The following is a 16941-nucleotide window of genomic DNA, read 5'->3' as shown; positions in this document are numbered from 1 at the left end:
ATCACGGCAGTTCGGTCGCGGGAAGGGTGATGGTGAAGGTCGAGCCTTTGCCGGGGCCGCCGCTGTCGGCGGTCACCTCGCCGCCATGCATGTCCACAATACGCTTGACGATGGACAACCCAAGCCCCGTGGAGCTCTCGCCGGCGGTCGGTTTTGCCGACAGCCGCTGGAACCGGCCGAACAGGCGGCCGAGATCCTCCGGCGACAGGCCCGCGCCCTCGTCGCTGACGCGGACCACGGTGTCATGGCCCTCATGGGTGACTGCGACGGTGATCTTGCCGCCGATCGGTGAGTATTTGATGGCGTTGCTGATGAGATTGTCGATGGCTTCGCGGATGCGGTCGGTGTCGCACATGGTGACGATGTTGGCCGGCGCCGTGACGTGGATCGCCTGCTGCTTGTTGACGGCGAGCGGCTGGTTGGCCTCGGCGACTTCCTTGACCAGGGCTGCGACATCAACCGGCTCGCGGCGGATGGTGATGTCGAAGGCGTCGGCCATCGCGTCCGAGATCAAATGATCGACCATCGTGGTCAGGCGCTTGGTGGCGTCGCGGATGTGGTCGACCTGGGCGACCACGCCGCTCGCCGAAGCGCCGGTCGAGATCAGCTCCTTCAGCATCTCGGTGCGGCCGAGGATGACGCCGAGCGGATTCTTCAGATCGTGCGCGACGGTGCCCAGAATCTCGTTCTTGAAGCCGTTGGCGCGCTGCAGCCGCAGCCATTGCGCCGACAGGCGGCGGTTGGCCTGCATCAGCGCGCGGGTGCGCTGGGCGACGCGGTCTTCCAGCTGGGTGTTGGCGTCCTGGAGCTGCTGGTAGAGGATGACGTTGTCGAAGGCGATCGAGAGCCGGCTGGAGAAGATTTCGACCAGCGAGCGGTCGGTCTCCGACAGCTCGCGCTCGGCCTGGAGCAGCACCACCACCTCGCGGCCGCTGCCGGTGCGCAGATAGATCACGCTGCGATGGTCGGCGAATTCGTTCTTGCGGCCCTGGAAGGCGGCTTCCACCATCGCGCGTAAATCAGGGTCGAGTGCCTTGGATGACGTGGTGCCGATGAAGCGGCTGTAGCAGCCGCTGCCGGCGAGCACCGAGAGCTCGGGGTCGATGCCGCCATTGTCGCGCAAAACCAGTATACCGGCGCAATCGACATTGAGCAGCGAGGCGAGCTGGGTCAGCACGCCCTCGGCGAGCCGCTGCATCGACTTGAAGTCGTACAGGGTCGATGCCGCGTCGATGATGATCTCGAGCCCGCGGCGGGTCTGCACCATGCGCTCGAGCTGCTGATAGGAGCGCAGCGCCGCGGTCAGCGAGGTGAACAGCTTGTCGGCGGTGAGCTCGGTCTTGGCCTTGTAGTCGTTGATGTCGTACTGCACGATCACGCGCCGCTCCGGCGCCTGGCCCGGCTGTCCGGTGCGCAGGATGATGCGCACGGTCTCGTTCTGAAGCTCGTTGCGGATGTATTCGACCAGCTCAAGGCCGGCGACGTCGGTCTCCATGATGACGTCGAGCAGCACCGCGGCGATGTCGCCGTGCTCGGCCATCAGCTTGCGACCTTCGGCCGCGGAATGCGCCGAGAGGATCTCCAGGCCCTGGCCGTTGAGATTGTAGTCCGAGAGCGCAAAACGGGTGCCGTCATGCACGGCCTGATCGTCGTCGATGACGGCGATCTTCCATTTCCGGGCGTTGGTCTCCTCCGACGCGGTACCGGTATCGTCGATCAGGTGGAGGACATCGTCCTGTTCGGCCATTGAGAAGTCCCGTCAGTCTCTGTGCTTTGCGCGCCGCCCTTGGCGACCCGGGGTATGATAATGCGAAAAGTAGTGCCTTGTCCCAGCTTGGATTCCAGCATCATGCGACCGCCGAGCTGCTGGGTGACGAGGTTATAGACGATATGGAGGCCGAGTCCCGTGCCACCTTCATTGCGCCGAGTGGTAAAGAATGGGTCAAAGGCCTGGCGCTGCACGTCGGGGGTCATGCCGGCCCCGTCGTCGGTGAAGATGATCTCGATGTCGTCGGCCCCGCGCGGCCGCGCCGAGATCGTGATGGTGCCGGCGCGCCCGTCGGCGAAGGCATGGTTGGCGGCGTTGAGGAACAAATTGGTCAGGATCTGGCCGTAGGAGCCGGGATAGCCGTCGAGCAGCAGTCCCTCGGGCACGTCGACCTGGAGCGTGGTCGGCGAGCGCTTCAGCACCGGCCTGAGGCTTGCAATGATCTGGTCGGTGGCTTCGCTGAGTGAGAATTGCCGCCGCTCCGCATGCGAGCGGTCGACCGCGACCTGCTTGAACGACTGGATCAATTCGCCGGCGCGGGTGAGGTTGGCGACCAACTGCTGCGAGGCATCGCGCGAAGACTGCACGAATTCCTCCAACTGCGAGCGGCGCAGGCCGCCGTCGCCCTTGAGCTGGGCCTCGAAGATGTCGGTGCGCCGGGCAAAGCTGGACGCAACCGTCAGGCTGATGCCGATCGGGTTGTTGACTTCGTGGGCGACGCCGGCGACGAGGCCGCCGAGGGCTGCGAGCCGCTCGGCGTCGATTAAATTCTGCTGCGCGGTGTTGAGCTCGAGCAGCGCGCTCTCGGCCTTTTCCTTCGACGCGCGCAGCTCGTCCTCGGTCTCGCGCTTGGCAATCGCGTTCTCGCGGAACACTTCCACCGCGCGCGCCATGGCGCCGACCTCGTCGCGCGCGCGCGTGCCCTGCACCTCGCGGCCGAGATCGCCGAGCGTGATCGCGCGCATCGCGGTCATGATCTGCTGCAGCGGCAGCCGGATCGACAGTGCGATCAGCACACCGGCGGTAAGGATGATGCCGAGGAAGATCACCGCGATCGAGAGCACCCGCCGCGAAATATCCGCCAGCGTGCGGTCGAAGGTTTCCTGCGCCTTCTGCTCGCGCTGGCGCATTTTTGTCGAGAGGTCGTCGATGGCACCGATCGCCTCGGCCTGGCTGGCATCGATGGTGTTGCGCAGCAGTTCAGTTCGGCTCGTCAGTTGCTCGGAGAGCTTTGCGAACCCCTCGCGCAGCGCCATGGTGCGGGCAGCCAACCGCTGCAGCGCCATGCGCTGAAGATCGTTGTCGGCGAGATCGATCATCACGGGAATGGTCTTCTCGATCGTCTCGGTGTTGCGGCGCGCATCGTCGGCCGCGCCCGGCGACAGCGACAGATAATAGGAATTGGCCGCCACCAGCATCGCGGTGAAAGCCTCGCGCGACTTGCCGAGCGAGGGCCAGATCAGCGCGTCGCGATGCCCGGTGGCGCCTTCGATGACGGAGTAGAGGCCGGCCATGTCCCTGGCCGGACCCTGCACCTGGTCTTCATAGGTCCTGGCGATGGTCGCCTGCACGCTGCGCAGCTCGCCAAAGCCGTTGAGGAAGCGGTCGGTGGTGCGCTCCAGCTCCTCGACCGAGCCCGACAGCATCGGGTCCTTGGCGGCGCGGTTGGTCAGCGTGCCCAGCACCGCCTCGCGCAGCAGCAGGATCTCGGCGAACAGGTCCGGGCTCGGCTGGTTGATGTAGCGGTGGATCAGGTTCTGCAGCCGCCCGGTCTCGCTTTCGAGCAGCGCCAGGATGCGGTCGGATTCGCGCACCTGGCGCACGTCGTCCCAGGCCGAGCCGAGCACCTGCGAGCCGTTCCAGATCATCGCCACCAGCACAATCACCACGGCGGAGTTCAGCGCAGCGATCGACAGGATGCGCCAGCGGATCGGCACGGCCCGGAGCATGCCGACGAGACGCGCGCGCAGCCGCCCGATCGGGCCGGGTGGCCGGTCTGCGTGCTCGCTATGTCCAAGCGCAGGCAACAGGCCTCACTCCACCTTGCGAATGCGTTCGATCAGCGCCGCCGCGGCGGGATCGCGTCCGGCCTTGGCATAGATCGCAGCCATCGCGTCCTCGAACGGCTTGCGGTCGATCTCACTGACGATGGTGACGCCGGCCGCTTGCGCCTTAAGCTGCGACTGCTCCTCGAGATCGCGCCATTTCTCGCGCATGAAACGGCTGGAGCGCGCCGCGGCCTCGCGGAAAATCTGCTGGTCGTCCGCCGACAGGCTTTTCCAGGCCTTGAGCGAGATCACCAGTACCTCGGGGCTCATCGTGTGCCCGGTGAGCGCGAGGTAGCCGGCATATTTGTAATGGTCCGTGGTCACGAAGGATGGCCAGTTGTTTTCGGCGCCGTCGATCAGATGGTTGGCAAGCCCGGTGAGCACCTGCCCATAGGGCATCTCGACCGGCTCGGCGCCGAGCGCGCGGATCATCTCGCTCATCAACTCCGATTGCTGCACCCGGATCCGCAGGCCCTTCAGATCGGCGACGCTCCTGACGGGACGGACGCCGTTGTAGATCGACCGCGCGCCGGAATCGTAGAAGGCGAGCCCGACGAAGCCGTAGGGCTCGAAACTGTCCAGGATCTCGCTGCCAACAGGCCCGTCCAGCACCTTCTGCATGTGCTCGATCGATCGGAACAGGAACGGCATCGCGAGCACGTTCATCGCCGGGACGAAGTTGCCGATCAGAGCGACATTGGTCCGGTTGAGGTCGATCGCGCCGACCCGGGTCTGCTCGATGGTTTCCTTTTCCTCACCGAGCTGGCGGGAGTGGAACACCTTGATCTCGTGCCGGCCGCCGGTGCGCTCATTGATCAGCGCGCCCATGAAGCGCAGCGCCTGCACGGTGGGGTAATCCTCGGTCTGGGTGTCGGCAGCGCGGAATTCACGCGCAACGGCGCTCGTCGCGCAGGTGGCGAGCAGAAGCGCGACGAAAACCACCCCGGCCCGCGAGAGTTCGGCACGGTTCAACACTGGCACACTCAACCCCTCAGTGGTGGAGTCTATGGCGGGAGCAAAAGGTTCAATGCAATCTAGCAGATGGTTAGGGGAAGGCCATCCCGCGCCGGGCCCGCGGGGTGATTGTGCGCCGCGTCTCGGCCTCATTCCCGGTTGAAACCGGCAATGCCCCGCCGTAAGCAGGATGCGGTCGCTTTTTGCCGCGCGAGATGGGAAGTGCCATCGTGATTTCAGCATTACGCTTTTTACAGGTCATTGCCGCCGCCGCGGTCTTCATGGTCACCGCGCAGGCGCGCGCTGCAACCGACATCGCGCTGTGGCACGCCATGTCCGGCGAGCTCGGCAAGCAGCTCGAAAAACTCACGTCCGATTTCAACGCCGCGCAATCCGATTACCGGATCGTGCCTGCTTACAAGGGCAATTACACCGAGACGGTGACGGCGGCGATCTTCGCCTTTCGCTCGCGCAGCCAGCCCGCGATCGTCCAGGTCAACGAGGTCGCCACCGCGACCATGACCGCGGCCAAGGGCGCGATCTACCCGGTGTTCAGCCTGATGCGCGACATGGGCGAGCCGTTCTCGCTCAACGATTACCTTCCCGCGGTCTCCGGCTATTACACCGATGCGGCCGGCAATCTGTTGTCGTTCCCGTTCAATTCGTCGACGCCGATCCTCTACTACAACAAGACCATGTTTCGTGACGCGGGCCTCGATCCGGAGACGCCGCCGAAGACCTGGCCCGAGCTTGGTGCCGCTGCAAAACGCCTGCGCGACCGCGGCGCTGCGTGCGGCTTCACCACGTCGTGGCCGTCCTGGATCCACATCGAGAATTTTTCGGCGTTTCACAATCTGCCGCTGGCCACGCGCGCGAATGGTTTTGCCGGCCTCGATGCGGAATTGACCATCAACAATCCTGTTATCGTGAAACACATCGCCCAGCTTGCCGAGTGGCAAAAGACGAAACTGTTCGACTATAGCGGCCGTGGGCAAACGGCCGAGCCGCGCTTCCAGAACGGCGAATGCGGCATCTTCATCGGCTCTTCGGCGACGCGCGCCGACATCAAGGCGAATTCGAAATTCGAGATCGGCTACGGCATGATGCCGTATTGGCCCGACGTGAAGGACGCGCCGCAGAATTCGATCATCGGCGGCGCCACGCTGTGGGTGCTGCGCGACCGGCCGCGCGAGGAATACAAGGGCGTGGCGCGGTTCTTCGCCTATCTGTCGCAGCCCGGCGTGCAGGCTGCCTGGCACCAGAACACCGGATATCTGCCTGTTACCCGCGCCGCATTCGAGCTGACGCGCGCGCAAGGTTTCTACGAGCGCAATCCGGGCTTCGCGATCTCGTTCGAGGAGATCACGCTGCATCCGCCGACCGAGAACTCGAAAGGCATCCGGCTCGGCTCCTTCGTGCTGATCCGCGGCGCGATCGAGGACGAGCTCGAGCGGGCCTTTGCCGGCCAGAAGAGCGCGCAATCAGCGCTCGATGCCGCCGTCGAGCGCGGTAACAAGCTGCTGCGCCAGTTCGAGCGCGCCAGCCCGGATCGATAGGGGCTACGCCACACCCGCGGGCCTCGTTCGCCGGCGACTGCGGCCGGACATCGCACAACCCCGAAGTGTGTGCGAGTTCACACGCAACGGGCCGCCCACCTGCGATAATCTCGAACGCGTGACGCCAGGCTGGCGCCGACGCTTGCCGCTCGCCGGCAGGAATAATCCTAGGGTTGTTTGATCCATCCATTTTCGGAACAACTAGTGGAGATCACCTATGCCTTGCACATGTTGCATCATCCCGAACGACGTTCTGACCAGGCTCTCACAGGACAAGAAGCTGTCTGCTCCGCTTCGCAAGCAATTGGTCGACACGGTCCAGATCAGTCATGAGCTGCGCGAAATGCGGACACAGGCCGGGCGACTGACCAGCGTTGCCGCGGCGCGCGCCGGCGGCATGATCACGCTGGCGGCGGCGCCGTCCGTCACCGTCTACGACTGCAAACACACGCAGACGCTGCCGGGGACGCCCATACCGAAGCCGAAGACGTCTTCGGACGGCTCGGTCAAGCGCACCTTCAACCAGACCTCCAAGGTGGCGAAGTTCTATCAGCAGGTCTTCAACCGCAATTCGATCGACGATCACGGCATGACCATGATGTCGTCGGTTCATTTCGGCGACAAGTACAACAACGCCATGTGGAACGGCTCGCAGATGATCTATGGCGACGGCGACGGCAGCATCTTCGTCGACTTCACCAGGGGCAACGACGTCATCGGCCATGAGCTGACCCATGGCGTGACCCAGCACAGCCTCCAGCTCGCCTATAGCGGCGATGCCGGCGGCCTCAACGAGAGCATCTCCGACTGTTTCGGCTCGATGTTCCGGCAGTGGGAAGCCAAGCAGGACGTCAAGAAGGCCGACTGGCTGATCGGCAAGGACATCATGGGTCCCGCTTCCAAGAAGCAGGGCTTCATCTGCCTGCGCGACATGGCCGATCCCGCGGCCAAGCACTGCCTGGCGCCGCAGCCGACCAAATACTCCCAGATCACGCCCGGCATGGATCCGCATTACTCCAGCGGCCCGCCGAACCTCGCCTTCTGCACGGCCTGCACGACGCTTGGCGGATACAGTTGGGCCAAGATCGGGCAGGTGTGGTATCATTCGCTCACGGGTTTCGGGCCGACGCCGAACATGACCATGAAGGCGTTTGCGGCGCGGACCCGGCAGGGTGCCCACACGTTGTATCCTGGCGACGCCGCGGTCTCGGCCGCCGTCGATACGGGATGGAAGAAGGTCGGGCTCTAAAGCGAGTTACGAAAGGAAGGACGCGTGGATCGTCTGAAGATCGAGCGCATCGGAGGGGTCGCCGGCTTCGGCGGCCCTCACCTCAAGAGTCGCGGTGAAGTGGCATTGTCGGATCTGTCGGCCGCCGATCAGAAGACGGTGGACGCGTTGTTTGCCGATCCAAAGAAAGTTCCTGCCGCGCATCCGGGCCAAGCCGACGCGTTCAGTTACCGGATCACGCGCGGTGCCACGACGATCGAAATCCCCGAGCATGCGGTGCCCCCGACCATCAAGAACAGCGTCAAGGATGTGTTGGAATAGGTTGATGCTGTGATGGAGGGGACGCTGCCGCCGGATTCCGCGGGCGCTTGTTCGGCAGGGGCTTGGGGCATGTCCGCGTCGACGAGCTTGGATGCCTACCGCGCCTTGCGTGCCGAGCGGGCGCGATGGCTGCCGGTCGCGCTCGACATCGCGCGCAGCCACGGTCTCGATGTCGGCTCGCCGCATGTGTTTTCGACCGGCACCAATCTCGTCGTCGGCCTCGGCGAAAGCCTGATCCTGAAAATCTTCCCGCCGCTGCTCCGCGCGCAATTCGTCTCCGAGCGCGGCTCTCTCACGCAGCTCGCAGGGCGGCTTCATCTGCCGATCCCCAAAATCGTCGCAGAAGGGACCCGCGATGGCTGGCCCTATCTCGTCATCACGCGGCTATCAGGCACGCTCGGCTCGGAGGTCTGGCCGTCCTTGCCGGAAGCGCAGAAGGAGCGCGTGCTGCGCCAGATCGGCGAGACCATCGCCGCCGTGCAGCGCGCGCCGCTTGGACCGCTCGCGCAGATCGAGCCGCGCTGGGACGATTTCATGCGCGCCCAGATGCAAGGCTGCAAGGCACGGCACGCGCGCCTCGGCCTTGCGCAAAAATTTCTCGAAGGCCTCGATGATCTGCTGCGCGATGCGACAAAACTGATTCCGATGGACGCATCGCCGGTGATCCTGACCGGTGAATACATTCCGGAGAATTTTCTGCTCGCCTGCGATGACGGCACATGGTCGCTCGCGGGTCTGTTCGATTTCGGCGACGTGCGGGCGGGATGGCGCGACTACGATCTGCTCGGCCCCAGCGCCTTCATGGCGGCCGGCCGACCCGGCCGCGTGTGCAGCCTGCTCGAAGGTTTTGGCTATGCGAAGCTCGATTTCGCGCTCAAGCGGCGGCTGATGGCCCTGATGCTGCTGCATCAGGCCAGCGATCTCAACAGCCACATCTGCATCGAGGGCTGGCAGCAGCAAGCGGACGATCTGGTCGCGCTGCAGGATCTGATCTGGGCGAGCTGAAGCGGCGAGCAGGCTGCGGCGAGCACTGCCCGCCGCGGCCCGGGATCGGGCCTATCCCTTCGACTGGATCAGCGCCGCCGCCTTGCTCAGCACGCCGGCGATGGCGCTGAGGCCGGGCGCGTCTCCGCCGGTCGATCGCAGATGCTGGATCAGGCCTGAGAATACCGAGCGGCATTGCGCGATGGCGGAGAGCGCCTGCGCCTTGTTGCTCGCGGCCCGCAATTGCGCCGCCGCGGTCTGCAACGCGCCGCGTACCTCGGGATCGGCAGCTCGCGGCAGGGTGCCGCTCATCCTGTCCAGCACGCCCGCGACGCAGTCGTAGAGAACCTTGCCGCTGGTGGTGCGACACGCCTCGAGGCCCGAACTGCCGACCGCTGCGGCCGCGGCCATCCCCATGCCGGCACGGACCGAGCCGGTGCTCAGCGGGATGGCTGCGAGCAACAGCAAGGCCGTGACGATCCGCAGGCCCGTTACCGTCGACCTGATCAGTTTGTTTCCTGAAATCATGACGTAGTCCTCCTCTATCCCTCGTTATCCCTTGGCCTGGATCATCCGCGCCGCGCGCGCCAGCACGCCCACGATGGAGGCTAGCCCGTTGTCGCCCCATCCCGGCACCCTCATGGTGCCGCCGGGGGTGGCCTTCACCTGCCGCAACGCGCCGGCGATGGCGGCCTGGCATTGCGTGATGGCGGAGAGCGCCTGCGCCTTGCTGTTTGCGGCGCGGAGCTGGCTCGCGGCCGTCAGCAGCGCCCGTTGCGTCTCGCCGACCCTGATCGAATTGAGGTCGTTGGCCGTGCGCTCGAGCACATCGGCGACGCAATTGTAGAGCGCCTTGCCCTGGCTGGTATTGCAGCCGGACAGGCCGGAATTGGCGGTGGCCGCGGCGGCGTTCAGCACGGTGGAAGCGGATGCGTCCCGGTTGGGGACCAGCGCGGCCAGCATCGCCAGCAGGATCAGCGCCAGGATCCGCACGCCCTTACGCCGGAAGCCCGTGCGGGCTCCGAGAATCAGTGTCGTCATGAACGTCCCCCTATCGCGGTGCCGTTGGCGTCACCGCGTTGCCTACCGTGAATTCGCACGGCACCGTCGTCAGCTTCGGTTCACCCTTAAGTGCGAACAATCTCTCCCACTGTGATCTGCGGCACACGACGCCGCCCGGCGCGTCCTCGACGATGACGACGGCATAGAGCCGGTCGCGCTTCTGGAAGGCCTTGATGCTGGTGTCCTCTGGAAAGGTCTGGAGCAGCGTCAGCACGCCATGGCCGCTGTCGGAATCGGCGGCGATGCCGGCGATCCCCGAAATGGTGCGCCATTTGCCGTCCTCGATGGTCGCGCCGATGAAGGTGCCCTCGGTCACGGTGTTCTGGAGGATCTTCTGCTTGAGGAAGTCGGGGCCGAGCTCGGCGCTCTGGCGCAGCCGGTTCTTCAGGCTCGGCGAGTAGAAGATCTTGTCGGTGCCGCCCTGAAACACGATGGTCGTGCCTTCAGGCCCGCCCGCGATCAGGTTCTGGAATTCGCGTCCGCTCAGCACGCCGGCAGAGGAAGGCCCCGCCGAGGCAATAAGCCCCGCCGAGGCCATGAGCCCCGCCAAGGCAGCAACCGCCGCAACGGTCGCGGCCAGCCTCGCTGGCCTGAGGGGGATTATGGGAGTCAGGCGTATCACCCCTTGGATTGTATCAGTTGGACGGCGTGGCCGAGCACTGCGGAAATGGCCGCGAGGTCCTGAGCATCGGCGGTGCCGCCCTCGACATGCCCGATCGATCTTGCCTGCTGCAAGGCGCCTGAAATCACCGCCCGGGCCTGCGCGAGCGCCGAGAGCGCCTGAACCTTGTCGACGGCGCGTCGCAGCCGCGAAACGGCTCCGTCGAACGGTTGTTTTATCCCGGGTGGTATCGCGCTCCGTCCGATCTGGTAGCACAAATTGTTCAGCACATTTGCGACGCAGCCGTAGAGCGCCGTGCCGGTGTTGCTGCCACACTTGTTGAGTTCGGCATCCGCGTTGTGTGCGGCCGTGCCGACCGGGGTGAGCGCCATGGCCTCACGGCTTTCGAATGGCGCTCCGCCGATGAGCAGCGCCAGCAGACCCGATACGCCGACGCAAATCGCAAGTCTCGACAGGCTGCGATGCGGAATTCCAGATGCATGGCCCCTCATGAATATACCCCTGCCGTCTGAAACGAATTTTGAGAGCGGTTCTTGCTCCGAGGACAAACTTGAAAGAACAACTTGAAAGCTTGGGAATGACCTCGACCTCGCAACCGGCAGCGATACCACTGCCGGCCGCGAACCCGCGCGGCATGTCCTGATTCCCGGATCACCTTTAACTGCGAAAAACCCTTCCCAATGTGATCCGCAGCACGTCAGGGCCACGCGCGATCTCGCAAGGGTGGCCGGGGCAAGAGGAAATCTGTGATCGCGAGCGCGACTGCCGCATCGCGGAAAAGATCGGAATCATCAATCCGCAGAATCCAAGCATATCGTTCATTGACCGTCAATTTATTGAGGGCTCCGGAATGACAGCGGCGAGGCGTTCGCCTAAGGTTTTGCGTTGCCTGATGGTCATGACGCAGATGCGAAAATCTTTTGAATTCGGATTATTGGTCTGGCTCTTGAGCCTGCTTGCGGCCCAGTCGGCCTTGGCTGCAAGCGAACGGAAGACCGTGGCTGCCTCCGCGCCGCGGCTCGCGCTGGTGATCGGCAATGCCAGCTATTCCAAGCTCGGCACGCTCGCCAATCCCGGGCGCGATGCCCAGCTCATCGCAGAAAGACTGCGGCAGACCGGCTTCGAGGTCACCGCCGTTGCCGACCGCGACCTGAAAAGCCTGTCGCAGGATGTCGAGGAGTTTGCACTGAAGGTCAGGGCAAGCGGACCTTCGACCGTCGCATTGCTCTATTATGCCGGCCATGGCGTCGAGAGCGATGGCGCCAACTATCTCGTGCCCGTCAATGCCGACATCAAGCGGCGCGCCGACATCGTGCAGCAATCACTCGCCGTCAAACGCATCGCCGATCGTCTCGCCAGCGCCGGCAATGCGCTCAACATCCTCATCGTCGATGCCTGCCGCGATAATCCGTTTCCGCCGGGCATAGCAGTGAGTACGGCCGGACTGGTGCCGATGGGCGCGGTCTACGGCGTGTTCATTGCGTCAGCCACCGGCTCGGGCAAGACCGCCTTCGACGGCGAGGACGGCCATAGCCCCTATACCAAGGCGCTTGCGGATGCGGTGGTCGTACCCGGCGAGCGGCTGGAGGACGTGTTCAAGAGCGTACGCCGCCAGGTCCGGCTCGCCACCGGCGAGCAGCAGATCCCCTGGGAATCCACCTCGCTCGAGCTCGACTTCTTCTTCGTGCCGCCGCCGCCACCGCCGAGCCCGGCCGCGCAATTGCTCGCCGCGGCGAAGGAGACCGGCAATGTCGCGCTCTACGATCTCCTGATCGACCGCTTTCCGGCGAGCCCGGAAGCCAATGAGGCGCGCGCCGCCGTGGCCGAGCTGAAAAAGGGGGCGGCCGGTAGCGGGCCCGTGGTGGCTTCCGCCGCGTCAATCGTGCTCGATCGCGCGCGGCAGACGCGGACGCCAGAGGCCTACGATCTCGTCGCCGCGCTGTTTCCCAATTCCCCCGAAGCCGACGAAGCGCGCGGCGCGGCCTCGCGCCTGCGCGAGATCACCGTGCTCGACAGCGCCGGGCCGACCTATGAGGGCCGTGAGCTGGTACAGCTCATCCAGGCGCAATTGGCGCGGCTCGATTGCTTCTCAGGCGAGCAAAGCGGGGCGTTCGATGCCGCCACCATCCAGGGCCTGCGCCGGGCGTCGCAGCTCTCCGACGAGCACTTCCTTTGGTATCGTCCGACCATGGCCGCGCTGCGGGCGCTGAAGAAGGTGGACGGCAACGACGGCTGCGCCAGGCAGAAGACGGTCGCGGCGCCAAGGTGCTTGCGGGTCAACAACGAGGACTTCTGCCAATAGGCCCGCCTATCAAATAAGCCGCAGATCTTTTTAGTCTATTTGATGAGCAAATGAGCGTCTTTGTATGCAATGCCTGAGTCTTGGGCCTCGGGCGTCATTTGCGCATAATGTTATATTAATTAGCTATTTCAATGGATTAGACGGAAATCGAGGTTTCATTAAGCTCTGGCACGAACCTTGCGAATCCCTGTTCCAACCAGAAACTTTCGAGTTGGAGCAGTTTCATGAAACGCCGCGATTTCCTCAAGTCTGTTTCCGGATTGGCCGCGGGCGCGACGCTTCCGGCGATGCCGTCCGTAATCTCGTCCGCTTATGCCGATGCGCGCTCGGAGACGCTGCTGATCGTCTCGGAAGGTGGCCCCAACAATCTCGACATCCACGGCGTCGGCACCAACGTGCCCGGCTATGAGGTGTCCTGGAATTGCTACGACCGCCTGATCAGCCACGAGATGAAGGTCGGCCCCGGCGGAGTGCCCTATTACGACCGCGACAAGTTCAAGGGCGAGCTCGCCGAGGACTTCAAGATCGACGACATGTCGGTCACCTTCAAGCTGAAGAAGAACGCCAAATTCCACGACGGAACGCCGGTCACGGCGAAAGACGTGAAGTGGTCGCTCGATCGCGCCGTCACCGTCGGCGGCTTCCCGACCTTCCAGATGAGCGCGGGCTCGCTGACCAAGCCGGAGCAGTTCGTCGTGATCGACGACTATACGGTGCGCGTCGATTTCCTGAAGAAGGACAGGCTGACGATTCCCGATCTCGCCGTCATCGTTCCCTGCATCATCAATTCCGAGCTGGTGAAAAAGAACGCCAGCGAGAAGGACCCCTGGGGTCTCGAATATACCAAGCAGCAGACCGCCGGCTCCGGCGCCTACAAGGTGACGAAGTGGACGGCCGGCACCGAAGTGGTGATGGAGCGCAATGAGGATTGGGTCGGCGGCCCCTTGCCGAAGATCAAGCGCGTGATCTGGCGCATGGTGCCGCAGGCCGGCAACCGTCGCGCGCTGCTGGAACGCGGCGACGCCGACATCTCCTACGAATTGCCGTTCAAGGACTTTCAGGAGATGAAGGCGAGCGGCAAGCTCAATGTGGTGTCGCTGCCGTTCTCCAACGGCATCCAGTACATCGGCATGAATGTGACCAAGCCGCCCTTTGACAATCCAAAGGTACGCCAGGCGGTTGCCTACGCGATCCCCTATCAGAAGATCATGGACGCGGTGATGTTCGGGCTGGCAAACCCGATGTTCGGTGCACCCAAGGACAAGCCGACTGAAGTCGCCTGGCCGCAGCCGCACAAATACAACACCGATATCGAGAAGGCGAAGGCGCTGATGGCGGAAGCAGGCCTCGCCAACGGCTTCGAGACCACGATCTCGTTCGACTTGAATTTCGCGGGCGTCAACGAACCGCTCTGCGTGCTGGTGCAGGAAAGCCTCGCACAAATCGGCATCAAGACCACCATCAACAAGGTGCCCGGCGCCAACTGGCGCACCGAATTGAACAAGAAGGAAATGCCGCTCTTCACCAACGTGTTCTCGGGCTGGCTCGATTACCCCGAATACTTCTTCTACTGGTGCTATCACGGCAACAATTCCGTCTTCAACACCATGAGCTACAAGTCGCCGGAGATGGACAAGCTGATCGACGGCGCGCGCAACGCGGCAGCTGTCGGCGACACGGCGACTTACGACAAGGACGTGAAGGGTTTTGTCGATCTCGCCTTCAGCGACATCCCGCGCATCCCGCTGTATCAACCGTTCGTCAACGTCGCGATGCAGAAGAACATCAGCGGCTACCAATACTGGTTCCACCGCCGCCTGGACTATCGCGCGATGGCGAAGGGGTGAGGGGGTCATGCTGATCGTCGGCGACGCATCGGCATCTGTTGGTCTTTCGGATTCGAGTGAGGTGGCCACCGCTCTCTCATTCCCTCTCCCCTTGTGGGAGAGGGGCAGGGTGAGGGGTAGCCACGAACTCCGACTTCGCTTGCGGCTACCCCTCACCCCAACCCTCTCCCACAAGGGGAGAGGGAGCGCAGCCGCGCAAGCGGCAGAACTCTTGCCAGCAACTGGCGGAGCTTCGTCATCTTGGAGTCCCATGCCATGCTGACCATGATCGGCAAGCGCCTGATGTTCGCGATTCCATCGCTAATCGGCGTCGTCATCGTCACTTTCCTGCTGACACGTGCGCTGCCCGGCGACCCCGCCGCGTACTTCGCCGGGCCCGCTGCCACCAAGGAAGCCGTCGAGCAGATCCGGAAAAAGCTCGGCCTCGACAAGCCGCTGATCGAGCAGTTCTTCCGCTACACCAACGATCTCGCACACGGCGATTTCGGCAACTCGCTGACAACGGGACAGCCGGTCGCGGCCGAGATCCGCAATCGCCTGCCGGCCTCCGCAGAACTGACCTTGCTCGGCCTCATCGTCTCGATCGTCATCGCCATTCCGCTCGGCGTGCTGGCGGCAACGCGACCGGGATCATGGGTCGATCATTTATGTCGGGTGACGACGACAGCCGGCGTGTCGTTGCCCGTGTTCTTCACCGGTCTCGTGCTGGTCTATGTCTTCTACTTCCAGCTCGGCTGGTCGCCCGCGCCACTCGGCCGGCTCGACGTGTTCTACAGCGCGCCGCCGACGGTCACAGGATTCTACCTGATCGACACGCTGCTCGCGCGCGATCTCGAGGCGTTTCGTTCGGCGTGCAGTCAGCTCATCCTGCCGGCGACGACGCTTGCGATCTTCTCGCTGGCACCGATCGCGCGCATGACGCGCGCCTCGATGCTCGCGGTGCTGTCTTCCGAATTCGTCCGTACCGCGCGCGCCAGCGGCCTGTCGCCGGCCACCGTCATCGTCACCTACGCGTTTCGCAATGCGATGCTGCCTGTGATCACCACGCTCAGCATGGTGTTCTCCTTCCTGCTCGGCGCCAACGTGTTGGTCGAAAAAGTGTTCGCCTGGCCCGGCATCGGCTCCTACGCGGTGGAAGCGTTGATCTCGTCGGATTTCGCGCCGGTGCAGGGTTTTGTCCTCACCATGGCGGTCATGTACGTGCTTTTGAATCTCGTGATCGACATTCTCTATGGCGTGATCGATCCGCGCGTAAGGCTTGAAGGCTAGGGGTGAAAGATGAGCTCCGTTGCACCTGCTGTTGAACCGGCTGGTCCCGCGCGTACGTCGGGATTTGTCGCGCTCCTCGAACAGACCCGCTACGTCCTCGGTGAGAACAAGGTCACTGGCTTTTCCTTCGGCCTGCTGATCGTCATTCTCCTGGCCGCGGTCTTCGGCCCCTATGTGGTGCCGTACGATCCGCTCGCCTCCGACACGGTGGCGGCGTTGAAAGCGCCGTCGGCCGCGCACTGGTTCGGCACCGACCAGCTCGGCCGCGACATCTTCAGCCGCGTCGTGGTGGCCACGCGGCTCGATACGTTCATCGCGGTCGCCTCCGTCGTGCTGGTGTTCTTGATGGGCGGCCTCGCCGGCATCGCGGCGGGTTACTTTGGCGGCTGGACCGATCGCATCGTCGGCCGCATCGCCGACACCATCATGGCCTTCCCGCTGTTCGTGCTGGCGATGGGTATCGTCGCGGCGCTCGGCAACACCGTGCAGAACATCATTCTGGCGACCGCCATCGTGAACTTCCCGCTCTATGCTCGCGTTGCCCGCGCCGAAGCCAATGTCCGCCGCAACGCCGGCTTCGTGCAGGCCGCGCGCCTCTCCGGCAACGGCGAATTCCGTATCCTGCTGGTGCACATCCTGCCGAACATCATGCCGATCATGATCGTGCAGATGTCGCTGACCATGGGTTACGCCATCCTCAATGCCGCCGGCCTCTCCTTCATCGGCCTCGGCGTTCGCCCGCCGACCGCCGAATGGGGCATCATGGTCGCCGAGGGTGCGGGTTTCATGGTCTCGGGCGAATGGTGGATCGCGCTCTTCCCCGGCCTCGCGCTGATGATCGCCGTGTTCTGCTTCAACCTCCTCGGCGACGGCCTTCGCGACATCGTCGATCCCCAGCGGAGGACGTGATGGAAAAGGCCCCACGAAAATTCTTCAATGATCTCAGTGCGGCTTCTACTGTGCATGGGGTTGTTTTCGAT

General features: G+C 63.9%; 15 protein-coding genes. 8 read left to right on the top strand and 7 right to left on the bottom strand.

Going from position 1 to position 16941, the window contains the following annotated elements; translation table 11 throughout:
* Position 1: 1 nt before the first annotated feature.
* The 3 genes from BMW89_RS34420 to BMW89_RS34410 form a co-directional block, all read right to left on the bottom strand.
* Entirely contained in the window at positions 2–1747 is a 1746-nt protein-coding gene (locus BMW89_RS34420) for an ATP-binding response regulator (protein WP_092034777.1), read from the bottom strand.
* Complete coding sequence (locus BMW89_RS34415) at positions 1717–3717, bottom strand: sensor histidine kinase (RefSeq protein WP_244547765.1); 2001 nt, start codon at positions 3715–3717, stop codon at positions 1717–1719. The genes BMW89_RS34420 and BMW89_RS34415 overlap by 31 nt, the downstream gene beginning before the upstream one ends.
* Positions 3718–3801: 84 nt before the next feature.
* The gene (locus tag BMW89_RS34410; RefSeq protein ID WP_092034802.1) at positions 3802–4797 is read right to left on the bottom strand and encodes a TRAP transporter substrate-binding protein; all 996 of its coding nucleotides are present in this window, start codon (positions 4795–4797) and stop codon (positions 3802–3804) included.
* Between the two features lie 188 nt (positions 4798–4985).
* Between BMW89_RS34410 and ugpB the strand changes: the two genes are divergently transcribed.
* From ugpB to BMW89_RS34390, 4 genes are all read left to right on the top strand, one after another.
* Complete coding sequence (gene ugpB, locus BMW89_RS34405; RefSeq protein WP_092034801.1) at positions 4986–6326, top strand: sn-glycerol-3-phosphate ABC transporter substrate-binding protein UgpB; 1341 nt, start codon at positions 4986–4988, stop codon at positions 6324–6326.
* 217 nt (positions 6327–6543) lie between these two features.
* Positions 6544–7575 carry a M4 family metallopeptidase gene (locus BMW89_RS34400; RefSeq protein WP_092034776.1) on the top strand — a complete coding sequence of 344 codons (1032 nt, stop codon included), beginning with the start codon at positions 6544–6546 and terminating at the stop codon, positions 7573–7575.
* A gap of 24 nt (positions 7576–7599) precedes the next feature.
* A complete protein-coding gene (locus BMW89_RS34395) occupies positions 7600–7875 on the top strand; it encodes a protealysin inhibitor emfourin (RefSeq protein WP_092034775.1) in 276 nt (91 codons plus the stop codon).
* A 69-nt stretch (positions 7876–7944) separates the two neighbouring features.
* Complete coding sequence (locus BMW89_RS34390; RefSeq protein ID WP_244547764.1) at positions 7945–8880, top strand: aminoglycoside phosphotransferase family protein; 936 nt, start codon at positions 7945–7947, stop codon at positions 8878–8880.
* 51 nt (positions 8881–8931) lie between these two features.
* Here the strand turns inward: BMW89_RS34390 and BMW89_RS34385 are convergent, their stop codons facing one another.
* The 4 genes from BMW89_RS34385 to BMW89_RS34370 all read right to left on the bottom strand — a co-directional run bounded on the left by BMW89_RS34385 (position 8932) and on the right by BMW89_RS34370 (position 11034).
* On the bottom strand, positions 8932–9387 hold the full coding sequence (locus BMW89_RS34385; RefSeq protein WP_143062878.1) for a hypothetical protein: 456 nt from the start codon (positions 9385–9387) through the stop codon (positions 8932–8934).
* A gap of 24 nt (positions 9388–9411) precedes the next feature.
* On the bottom strand, positions 9412–9900 hold the full coding sequence (locus tag BMW89_RS34380; RefSeq protein ID WP_244547763.1) for a hypothetical protein: 489 nt from the start codon (positions 9898–9900) through the stop codon (positions 9412–9414).
* A gap of 10 nt (positions 9901–9910) precedes the next feature.
* Positions 9911–10459, bottom strand: a complete 549-nt coding sequence (locus BMW89_RS34375; RefSeq protein ID WP_092034772.1) for a hypothetical protein — start codon at positions 10457–10459, stop codon at positions 9911–9913.
* An 80-nt stretch (positions 10460–10539) separates the two neighbouring features.
* Positions 10540–11034: a hypothetical protein gene (locus BMW89_RS34370; RefSeq protein ID WP_092034771.1), complete on the bottom strand. Its 495-nt coding sequence runs from the start codon at positions 11032–11034 to the stop codon at positions 10540–10542.
* A 416-nt stretch (positions 11035–11450) separates the two neighbouring features.
* On the opposite strand from BMW89_RS34370, the gene BMW89_RS34365 reads away from it, so the two are divergent.
* The 4 genes from BMW89_RS34365 to BMW89_RS34350 all read left to right on the top strand — a co-directional run bounded on the left by BMW89_RS34365 (position 11451) and on the right by BMW89_RS34350 (position 16870).
* Positions 11451–12845: a caspase family protein gene (locus BMW89_RS34365; RefSeq protein WP_244547762.1), complete on the top strand. Its 1395-nt coding sequence runs from the start codon at positions 11451–11453 to the stop codon at positions 12843–12845.
* A 224-nt stretch (positions 12846–13069) separates the two neighbouring features.
* Positions 13070–14692, top strand: a complete 1623-nt coding sequence (locus tag BMW89_RS34360; protein ID WP_092034769.1) for an ABC transporter substrate-binding protein — start codon at positions 13070–13072, stop codon at positions 14690–14692.
* A gap of 255 nt (positions 14693–14947) precedes the next feature.
* Entirely contained in the window at positions 14948–15961 is a 1014-nt protein-coding gene (locus BMW89_RS34355; protein WP_092034768.1) for an ABC transporter permease, read from the top strand.
* Between the two features lie 9 nt (positions 15962–15970).
* Positions 15971–16870, top strand: coding sequence for an ABC transporter permease (locus BMW89_RS34350; protein ID WP_092034767.1), 900 nt, complete (start codon positions 15971–15973; stop codon positions 16868–16870).
* The last annotated feature ends 71 nt before the right edge of the window (positions 16871–16941 follow it).

Origin of the sequence: Bradyrhizobium sp. OK095 (assembly GCF_900109945.1) — a bacterium.
Classification (GTDB): domain Bacteria; phylum Pseudomonadota; class Alphaproteobacteria; order Rhizobiales; family Xanthobacteraceae; genus Bradyrhizobium.
This window is presented reverse-complemented; position numbering and strand designations above follow the sequence as displayed.